This window comes from Mailhella massiliensis (assembly GCF_020741395.1).
Lineage (GTDB): Bacteria > Desulfobacterota > Desulfovibrionia > Desulfovibrionales > Desulfovibrionaceae > Mailhella > Mailhella massiliensis_A.
This window is the reverse complement of the sequence record NZ_DYZA01000208.1, coordinates 1-8,149: the sequence shown is the minus strand read 5'-3', so window position 1 is coordinate 8,149 and position 8,149 is coordinate 1. Positions and strand designations below refer to the sequence as shown.

The 8,149-nt window shown below is 65.7% G+C and carries 11 protein-coding genes; 9 read left to right on the top strand and 2 right to left on the bottom strand.

Annotated elements, in window-relative coordinates; translation table 11 throughout:
* Positions 1-122 precede the first annotated feature (122 nt).
* The 9 genes from K8W16_RS10250 to K8W16_RS10210 all read left to right on the top strand — a co-directional run bounded on the left by K8W16_RS10250 (position 123) and on the right by K8W16_RS10210 (position 7,025).
* On the top strand, positions 123-770 hold the full coding sequence (locus K8W16_RS10250) for a hypothetical protein (protein ID WP_304123313.1): 648 nt from the start codon (positions 123-125) through the stop codon (positions 768-770).
* Positions 767-1,132 (top strand): hypothetical protein, encoded by a 366-nt coding sequence (locus tag K8W16_RS10245; RefSeq protein ID WP_304123311.1) that lies wholly within the window; start codon positions 767-769, stop codon positions 1,130-1,132. Before K8W16_RS10250 ends, K8W16_RS10245 begins: the two co-directional genes overlap by 4 nt.
* 4 nt (positions 1,133-1,136) lie before the next feature.
* Positions 1,137-1,763 carry a hypothetical protein gene (locus K8W16_RS10240; protein ID WP_304123308.1) on the top strand — a complete coding sequence of 209 codons (627 nt, stop codon included), beginning with the start codon at positions 1,137-1,139 and terminating at the stop codon, positions 1,761-1,763.
* Positions 1,754-3,226: a hypothetical protein gene (locus tag K8W16_RS10235; protein ID WP_304123304.1), complete on the top strand. Its 1,473-nt coding sequence runs from the start codon at positions 1,754-1,756 to the stop codon at positions 3,224-3,226. Before K8W16_RS10240 ends, K8W16_RS10235 begins: the two co-directional genes overlap by 10 nt.
* Positions 3,227-3,514: 288 nt before the next feature.
* Positions 3,515-3,838 (top strand): hypothetical protein, encoded by a 324-nt coding sequence (locus tag K8W16_RS10230; protein ID WP_304123302.1) that lies wholly within the window; start codon positions 3,515-3,517, stop codon positions 3,836-3,838.
* Between the two features lie 115 nt (positions 3,839-3,953).
* A complete protein-coding gene (locus tag K8W16_RS10225; protein ID WP_304123300.1) occupies positions 3,954-4,448 on the top strand; it encodes a hypothetical protein in 495 nt (164 codons plus the stop codon).
* Position 4,449: 1 nt separating this feature from the next.
* Positions 4,450-5,004, top strand: coding sequence for a hypothetical protein (locus K8W16_RS10220; RefSeq protein ID WP_304123298.1), 555 nt, complete (start codon positions 4,450-4,452; stop codon positions 5,002-5,004).
* A gap of 196 nt (positions 5,005-5,200) precedes the next feature.
* Positions 5,201-6,130 carry a hypothetical protein gene (locus K8W16_RS10215; RefSeq protein WP_304123296.1) on the top strand — a complete coding sequence of 310 codons (930 nt, stop codon included), beginning with the start codon at positions 5,201-5,203 and terminating at the stop codon, positions 6,128-6,130.
* A 133-nt stretch (positions 6,131-6,263) separates the two neighbouring features.
* A complete protein-coding gene (locus K8W16_RS10210; RefSeq protein ID WP_304123294.1) occupies positions 6,264-7,025 on the top strand; it encodes a hypothetical protein in 762 nt (253 codons plus the stop codon).
* A 162-nt stretch (positions 7,026-7,187) separates the two neighbouring features.
* Here the strand turns inward: K8W16_RS10210 and K8W16_RS10205 are convergent, their stop codons facing one another.
* Both K8W16_RS10205 and K8W16_RS10200 read right to left on the bottom strand, forming a co-directional pair.
* Positions 7,188-7,505, bottom strand: a complete 318-nt coding sequence (locus K8W16_RS10205) for a hypothetical protein (protein ID WP_304123291.1) — start codon at positions 7,503-7,505, stop codon at positions 7,188-7,190.
* 14 nt (positions 7,506-7,519) lie between these two features.
* Positions 7,520-8,149, bottom strand: a 630-nt coding sequence (locus tag K8W16_RS10200) for an ORF6N domain-containing protein (protein WP_304123289.1), incomplete at its 5' end; no start/stop codon positions are given.

The following is an 8,149-nucleotide window of genomic DNA, read 5'->3' as shown; positions in this document are numbered from 1 at the left end:
GGCCATGGCGAAGATGGCGGCATCGCCCGTAGTGCGCGGCGTGGGCAGGGCACTTTCTTCAACGCCCAAAACGGACATTGTTGCAGGCGGGCTGCTCAGCCGTTTTTTGGGAGGGGACTGATATGGCCGATCTCACAAGCTATGCAGGGCTTTGCGAAGCCGTGGCCGACTACCTCGGCCGCGACGACATGACGGACAGGATACCCACGTTCATCGCCCTTGCCGAGCGGCGCATGAACCGTGAGCTGCGGCTCCGGGTGATGGAGCGCAGGGCGGAAACGACGGCGCCCGCGGGCCAGAGCGCGGTTCCGCTTCCCTGGCGCAGGGAGCCGGGCAACTGGGACGTGTTCCTGGAAATGCGCGACCTGACATATGCGGACGCGGACGGGCGCACGGTGAACCTCTGCTACTTCCCTCCGGACACCTATGCCCAGAGGCGCGCGGCAGGCAGGCCGGAAGGATATACCATCATCGGGCGCGACCTTTTCCTTCTGCCGCCGCCGGATGCGCCGGGCAGGCTGTATCTCACCTACTACGCGGAAATAGAACCGCTCGGAGAGCAGCAGCCGGACAATGCGGTGCTTCTCATGTTTCCCGATCTGTACCTTTACGGCGCGCTGGTGGAAAGCGGGCCGTTCACGCGGGGGAGCGCGCCGCTTGAGATGTGGACGCAGTATTACGCCGCCGCAAGGCAGAAGGCGGAGGCCAATGAACAGCGGGCGCGGTTCACGGCGAATATAACCATGCGCCCTGTACGGAGGATTTCATGAGCCTGACCAATCACGGAGAAGACAAGCTGCTTACCCTGTTCAAGAACGCCGGGACCTACTACCTTGCGCTTTTTACTGTGGCCCCCGGGGAAACGGGGGGCGGCACGGAAGTGTCGGGCGGCTCGTATGCGAGGCAGCCGGTCGCCTTCGGCAACCCGTCTTCCGGGAGCATGAAGACCAGCGCGGCCATAGAGTTCCCCACGGCCACGGCCTCCTGGGGCACGGCGGTCTCGTGGGGGCTGTTCGACGCCGTCTCCGGCGGCAACCTTGTGTGGTACGGCGCGATCACCACGCCCAAGGAGCTGCTCTCCGGGGACATTTACCGCGTGAACGCCGGCAACCTCACCCTGACCATGGATTAGCGGCATGGGCGCGGGCTTTGCCACGGTAAAGGCTCCGCCCCAGACGCTGGACACGCTGGACGACTGGGGCGGGCTGGATGCCCTGCCCTGGTCGCTGGATGCCGGGGTATGGGCAGGGGCCGGGATATATGCGCTTCAGGGGGCGGAGGCTTCGGCTTCTTCCTCCGGGGCTTTTTCGGGCGCGTCGCGCGTCCGCACGGCGTCTCTTTCCTGCGCGGCGGCCGGTGCGGGCAGCCTTGAAGGCAACGCGCTGTTTTTTTTCTTCGGGAGCGGCGCGGCCGTTTCCTCGGAGGAAGAGCTCGGCGGCATTACGGTATCCCTGCCGCTGGACGGTGCGGCGGCGCAAAGCGGCGGCGGCTTTTCCCCCGTGCGCCTGCGGCCGGGCGGAGGGGAAAACAGGGCCGCCTCCGGGCAGGAGGGCGCGCTTCTTCGCGTGCGGCAGACGGGGCTTTCCGGCCTCCATGCGGCGGGCGGGGAGGAGCAGAAGCCCGTGCGCGTGCGGGTGATTGCGCCCGCAGCGGGGGCGGCGCTTTCGCTGGAACATATACGGCCCGGCTATAAGGGCTGGGACTGGACGGCGCAGCCTTCCGCGCCGGAAAGCGCATGGCGTGAGGTGGTGCAATGGCCATGACGAAAACAAGGCTCGATTTCGGGCCGTGGGAGCCGGACGCCGCGCTTTTAAACGGAGCGCAGGCCCCGGAGGCAAGGAACGTCATACCCGCCGCGCGGGGCTACCGGCCCCTGCCCTCGGCGGCGGCGCTGAACCTTGATCCCATGCCTTCGCAGGTGAAGGCGGCGTATGCGCGGCACGACATGTACGGCACGAACATCGCCTTTGCGGCTGCGGCAGGGGGCATCTACGCGCTGGAGGGCGGGAGCTGGGTGCAGAAATACGCGGGGGCGACGGCCTCGGACGTGCGGGCCTTTGCCGAATACGGCGACGCGGTCTACGCGCTCTTCGGCTCCAAGCTGCTCAAAAGCGCCCTTTCCGGGGTGGCGGGGGAGTTCCATGCCGTGGAAGGCGCGCCTGCGGGCGAGGCGCTCGGCGTGATACGCGACTTTCTCATGCTGGGGCGGCTTTCGGAACAGAAGAACGCCGTGCGCTGGTCCGGGCTGGACAGGCCGGACGAGTGGCCGGAGCCGGGCGGCAACGAGGCGCAGTATGTCCAGTCGGACATGCAGGTTTTTCCCGTGGGCGGGCAGGTGCAGGCCGTGGTGGGCGGCGTGGGCGGCGTGGACGGGCTCATTTTCCTTGAGCGGGCCATACAGCGAGCCACCTATGTGGGCATGCCCTACATCTTCCAGTTCGACACCGTGGACAGGGAGCACGGCTGTGCGGCCCCGTATTCCCCGGTGGTGTGCGCCGGAACGTGCGTGTTCCTCTCGGAAGACGGCTGGCGCATGACGGACGGCGTGAGCGTGAAGGCCGTCGGCGTGGAGCGCGTGGACAGCTGGTTTTTCAACGAAGCCTCCCTGGAAAGGCTGGGCGAGGTGCGCGGCGTGCACGACAACAGAAACCGCGTGGCCCTGTGGAGCTTCGCCACGCCGGACGCGCCGCCCGGCGTGCACGACAGGCTGCTTGTGTACAACTACATGCTCGACCGCTGGTCCTACGGCACGGCGGAATGTGAGGCCCTGTTCCAGGACCGCACGCGCGGCGGCATGTCCCTGGAAGAGCTGGACGGGTTCGGCTCCCTGGATGCGCTGCCCTTCGCCTCCCTCGACCTTGCCCTGTTCAAGGACGGGGATCTCGGCGTGATTTCCTGCTTCGACGCCTCGCACAGGCTGGGCAACTTCACCGGCCCGCCCCGGGAAGCCGTCATCGACACGGCGGAGCACGGCGGGGACAGGATGATGGTGCACGGCCTGCGCCCGCTGGTGGATGCCGCTGCGGCAGGTGCCCTGCCCGTGTACCGGAACCGGGAGATGGACGCGCGCAGGTTCGGCGCATACACAAAGCAGCAGCGCGACGGGGTGTGCTACCAGCACCTTTCCACGGTGTACCTATCCGCGCGGGTGAAGATTCCCGCCGGGGAGAACTGGAATCATGCCGTGGGCGTGGAAGCGCTGGTGGAAGCGGAAGGAGGGATGTGAGGCGGTGGTGAAGGCGGTGTAAGCGGCAGGGAGTGCCGTGCCTGAAAGCACTGCGGAAGAAGTTTCGGAAGGGGTGATGCGTCAGGGGCGCGTCGCCCTTTTTTTGCGCCCGGGATTTTTTCTGCCGCGTCGGGGCAAGGGCCTGCACCCCGAACGGAAGCGCGGCGGAAGCCTTCCCCATGCCGGGCGCGGAGCCTCCCGGGCATACTGCGTTTTTTTGCTGCGGCCTCCGCTGTGCCGCGCCGCTTTGCCGTGCCATGGAGAAGAAAAATCTTGCAAGGAGGGGATATGGCGAATTTCGTTCCGCAGGTGCCTGCATCCACCCCGGCGCAAATGATTGCTCTGGCCGTGGGGGTCAACGCGGCGCTCAGGGGCGACACGGCCAACACCGGGCGCGCAGCCTGTGCCGCAGGAGCAACATCCCTTATCATCAGGGACGGGCGCTGCCGGGCCGGGCGGCTCGCGCTGCTCATTCCGCTGGATCAGGCCGCGGCGCAGGCCGTGTGGTGGCTTGAGAGCATGACGCGCGGAAGCATGACGTTCCGCTTTGCGTCCGCGCCGGGGGAATGTTCCTTCGGCTGGGCGCTCGTGGGCGGCGGGGATGAGGGCTGAGCGGCCTTTCCGGCAGTTTCGGCAGGGTGCGCATCATCGGAAAAAGCGCACGCAATGTCGCCCCGTTTTTCGGCAAAGGGCGCGTCGGATTTCATTCACAGCAAGGAGAAGGATCATGGCAGGACTGTATCAGCGGCTCGTCGGCCCGAACACGGCTTCCCCCGCTATGCGCGTAGCGGTATCCCCGGGGGCGGCCGGGGGCATACCCCGGGGCGGGAGCGCTTCCCTGCCCCGGCAGAATCAGGGGCTGGACGCGGAAAAGCTCGGCGGGCTTCTGGGGATGATCAGAAACAGGGCCGGGGGCGGGAGCGAAGGGGGGAGCGAAGGGGTGTTCAACGCCTCCGTCATGCCCGGAGCCGGGCAGGGGCTGGCCTCGCCCGTGAGCGCGCAGGCGGCCGACACGGCGGCCATGCTGCGGGGAAGCCCTGTGGATGCGGCTTCCCGCATGGCGGAGGGCGCGGCGGCGAACCTTCCCCTGCCGGCCATGGCGGGGAGCGCCGGTTCCGGCCTTGCCCGGGCGGGGCAGAGCGGCGCAGGTTCCGCCCTGAACCTGACCTTCGACCCGTCGCGCCTGGGCGGCATGCTCGGCGTCCTGGGCTTCGGGGGCTGATATGGGCGAATTTTCCAGAATCTACCGCAGCGACCTTTCGGACAGGGATTTCATGCGCTTCTGGGCCGGGTTGAAGGAGGCCGGGCGCGATACGGCCACCTTTTACAACGTGCCGCCCATGGACGGGCGCGCCTTTGCCGCCTGGGCGCGGTCGGAGGGGGTGCACCCGTGGCTCATCCTGTTCCGGGGCGAGGCGTGCGGGCTGTTCTGGCTCACGGATCAGGAGGGCGCGACGGCAAAATGCCACTTCGCCACCCTGCCGCAGGGCGCGAAGCGTACGGAAGGCCGCATGGGCGTGGCGCAGGGCTTCGGGCTTTACGCGCTCGCCTCAGTGCTCCATGCGCGCGATGAGGAGGGGCGCTATCTTCTCGACCGCTGCTACGGCGTCACGCCGCTTTTCAACCGCGCGGCCGTCGCCTTCATCCACAGGGTGGGGGCCATGGACATTACCGTTTTGCCCGGCGCGGTGTTCAACTTCGCCACCGGGCACAATGCCGATGCGCTGCTCACCCTGTACACGCGCGACACTGTGCCTGCGGAGTACGCGGCGCTGTAAGGCGGCTTTTGCGGCGCGGCACGGGGAAGGAGAGGGCGGCGCATGCCGCGGCCCCGGGCTGAGGCGGCGGGGCGTCGCGCAACATGTTTTTCCTGCCGCGCCGCCGCTTCCTGCCTGCGGACAGGGCGGAAAACGGCATGAAGCCGGGACTCGTTCCGGCGGGTCCGCGGCGAACCATCAAGGAAAAGGAGGCTTCATGGGCGGAGGAAAAGGCGGCGGCAGCAGCACCACGGTGCAGAAGGCCGACCCGTGGGAAGGGCAGCAGCCCTATCTGAAGGAAGTGTTTGAAGAAGCGCAGAAGCTCTATCAGCAAGGCGGCATGGCTCCGGACTACTATCCGGGGCAGACCGTGGCCGATCAGTCCGAGTGGACGCAGGACGCGCTTCAGATGCAGGCGGACAGGGCGCAAAGCGGCAGCCCTCTCATTGATAACGCCTCCAATGCCGTGAACAACATCACCACCGGGCAGGCGCTTGCGGACAATCAGGGACTGAACACGCTGAACCGGCTTTCGCAGGAAGACAATCCCTATGTGGACGAGCTGTACAACCGTGCGAACTCGCAGGCGCAGGCTTCCCTGGACGGCAATTTCAACCGCGCGGGGCGCTACGGCTCCGGGGCGCACGCTGCGGCAGCGGCGGACGCGGCGAACAATCTCGCGAGCGACATGTATTCCGGCCTGTGGGACAAGAGGGCGGACGCGGCAAACGCTGCGGGCCAGCTCTACAACACGGGCATCGGCCAGCAGGTGGTGGCAGGGCAGACCGGCCAGCAGCTGGCCAATCAGGCCTATACCGACGCGGCGGCGCTCGGCGAGGCCGGGGCCGCGCTGGACGACTACAGCCAGCAGAAGATCAACGCCGACATAGACCGCTACAACTACACGCAGAATCAGGCCCTTCAGGCGCTCCAGAATTACAACAACCTCATTCAGGGCAGCTACGGCGGCACGACGGCCACGACCGGCCGGCAGTCGAGCGGCAGCACGCTGGGCAATGTGGTAGGAAGTGGTCTGACTGGTTGGGGCATTGGTTCTGCTCTTTCTGGACTTTCTGGAACTGCGGCGCTTACAAGCCCGTGGGCTCTTGGTGGCGCTGCTATTGGCGGCCTTCTGGGGCTGTTCTAGGGGCGGCCGGAAGAGGGCCTGCGCGCCCCGGCCCGCGGCGGCGGAAGGAAAGGCTTTGCCGCGCGAAGGGACGGGGCGCGTTTTTTTCAAGAGGGCATGCACGGCGAAAGCCGTCAGGCACAGGAGGCATACCATGTTTGAAGGGTGGATTTCCCCTTTTGCGGAAGAGGCGCAGAAAGCGCGGGACAGGGCCGCGGCCTGGGATGCGATGAAGAACGATCCCGGCACGGCGGCTCTCCTCGCCGGGCTTTCCATGCTCGCGAACAACAACGGCAGGAATAGCTTCGGACAGCTTGTAGGCCGCGCCGGGCTCGATACTCTCGCCGGTGTGGGGAGCATGGAGGCGCAGAGGCGTGCGCAGGATTTGTTCGGAAGGGAACAGGCCGGGGGTATCCTTCCGGCAGGGGAGGCGGCTTTTTCCAGAAAAAAAGCCGCCGTGAGCGCTCTTTCTCAGGAGGAAGAGCCGGGCCCGGGGAAGAAGGGCCTTGCCGTGCCGCCGGAAGAAAAAGCCGCAAGTGAGGCGCGAGAAAGCGCCGTGAAAGGGGCGGGGCGCTTTGCGCCGCAGCTGTCCCCGTCTGCGCCCTTGCCGCATCAGCCCGCGTTTCACAGGGCGGAAGGCGAGGCGGCGGACAAAGAAGAGGGCCGTGCCGCAAAAGGCGCGTTTTCCCGCTCCGTTGACGCCCCGCATGCCGAAGGCCCCGGCAGGGGGGAAGAACTCAGGGAGAGTCTCTCCCGGGCGCTGATCGGCATAGGCGTACCGCAGGGCCGGCTCGATTCTCCGGGCTTTGGGAAGGCCGAAAAGGAAGAGGCTTTCCGTGCCATGGCGGCCCGGGCGCTTCTGGATGCGCTGATCGCGCAGAAGGCCCCCGCCGTCTCAGGGGAGCGCAAGGCATAAGGGCAGAACTGCGGGCGTGGGGAAAGGGCGTTTGCAGCCGGGCCTGCCTTCTCGGCCGGTTCGCGCAATAAACAAAGCCCTGTTCCGGTGCGGAACGGGGCTTTGTGTTATCGTGTCACGCCATGGCGGCCGTGATTGCGGGCTTTGCCATGACAAGGCAGTTCACGGCCGTGCGGATATGGGCGTTTTTGCTCTGCGCAGGCCGTGGAGCTGTACGGTCTGCATGAGCAAATCAAGCTTTCCCTGCATGGCCGCGAGTTCTTTCCTTTCAGCTTTGAGACCATGGGCGCGAGGTGCGGGAAGTGATATGGCGCTTCCTCCGGCAAGTTCCTTCTCCGTTTCAAGGATGCGGCAGGCGGCAATCAGGCAGTCTGTGGCGGAGCAGTAAAGGTTGTGCCTCCGGTAATACCGCGTGCGCACTTCCGGCGGCATGGACAGAGGCACGACTCCGGGGTGATGGGCGTCATGAACCATGTCCATGACTTCCTTGAGCATTATGACGGTCTTTTCCTGCTTTGATACGACAGAAGCCGGAGCATCGGCAGCACGGCAGCTTTCCGTGTCTCTACGGCCTTCAGGGCGTTCAATTCCAGCGTGATGAGGTCATCCCGCGCCTCGCTCATCTTCTCCTGCGGGAGCCGGCAGTAGGCCGCAATGCGGAAGTGCCGGTTGAACCGCGCCCACAGTTCTGCACGCGCCTTGCCCTGGAGCTTGGCCGGGCAGGTGGAGAGCTTGGCGTCCACCAGGGCTTTCAGGTCGGAGCGGTCGGCGGGCGTCAGCTCAAGATCTTCTTGAACCTTCTTTACGGCAACACGGAAGAAAGTCTCTTCCAGCAGCTCGAACATGTCCCACGCCTTGTCAGAGTTCAGCATCTTGGCATGGCGTGCTGCGCCGCGTTCCGTCCAGAGTGTGAGTGCGCGAACCTTGGGTGAAATTTGAGAGTTACTTTCAGTAACGCTCAAACGAAAAGCACTGAGTTCCTTGCCGGTTATGGAAAAATAATGTTTCCCTTCCGTGAATCTTCCTTTATTGCAGGAGAAGTTTTTCCGAATGGAAACAGCGTCCACTTCATACGCAAGAGCGAGCGTTTCGGTTGTGACAACAGGAATGCCCTTATAGGCGAG

Excerpts from the sequence above, each read along its gene's own strand:
- K8W16_RS10240 (WP_304123308.1), top strand. The coding sequence starts at position 1,137 with ATGGGCGCGGGCTTTGCCACGGTAAAGGCTCCGCCCCAGACGCTGGAC.
- K8W16_RS10205 (WP_304123291.1), bottom strand. The coding sequence starts at position 7,505 with ATGGACATGGTTCATGACGCCCATCACCCCGGAGTCGTGCCTCTGTCC.
- K8W16_RS10250 (WP_304123313.1), top strand. The coding sequence starts at position 123 with ATGGCCGATCTCACAAGCTATGCAGGGCTTTGCGAAGCCGTGGCCGAC.
- K8W16_RS10235 (WP_304123304.1), top strand. The coding sequence starts at position 1,754 with ATGGCCATGACGAAAACAAGGCTCGATTTCGGGCCGTGGGAGCCGGAC.
- K8W16_RS10245 (WP_304123311.1), top strand. The coding sequence starts at position 767 with ATGAGCCTGACCAATCACGGAGAAGACAAGCTGCTTACCCTGTTCAAG.
- K8W16_RS10230 (WP_304123302.1), top strand. The coding sequence starts at position 3,515 with ATGGCGAATTTCGTTCCGCAGGTGCCTGCATCCACCCCGGCGCAAATG.
- K8W16_RS10215 (WP_304123296.1), top strand. The coding sequence starts at position 5,201 with ATGGGCGGAGGAAAAGGCGGCGGCAGCAGCACCACGGTGCAGAAGGCC.
- K8W16_RS10225 (WP_304123300.1), top strand. The coding sequence starts at position 3,954 with ATGGCAGGACTGTATCAGCGGCTCGTCGGCCCGAACACGGCTTCCCCC.
- K8W16_RS10210 (WP_304123294.1), top strand. The coding sequence starts at position 6,264 with ATGTTTGAAGGGTGGATTTCCCCTTTTGCGGAAGAGGCGCAGAAAGCG.
- K8W16_RS10220 (WP_304123298.1), top strand. The coding sequence starts at position 4,450 with ATGGGCGAATTTTCCAGAATCTACCGCAGCGACCTTTCGGACAGGGAT.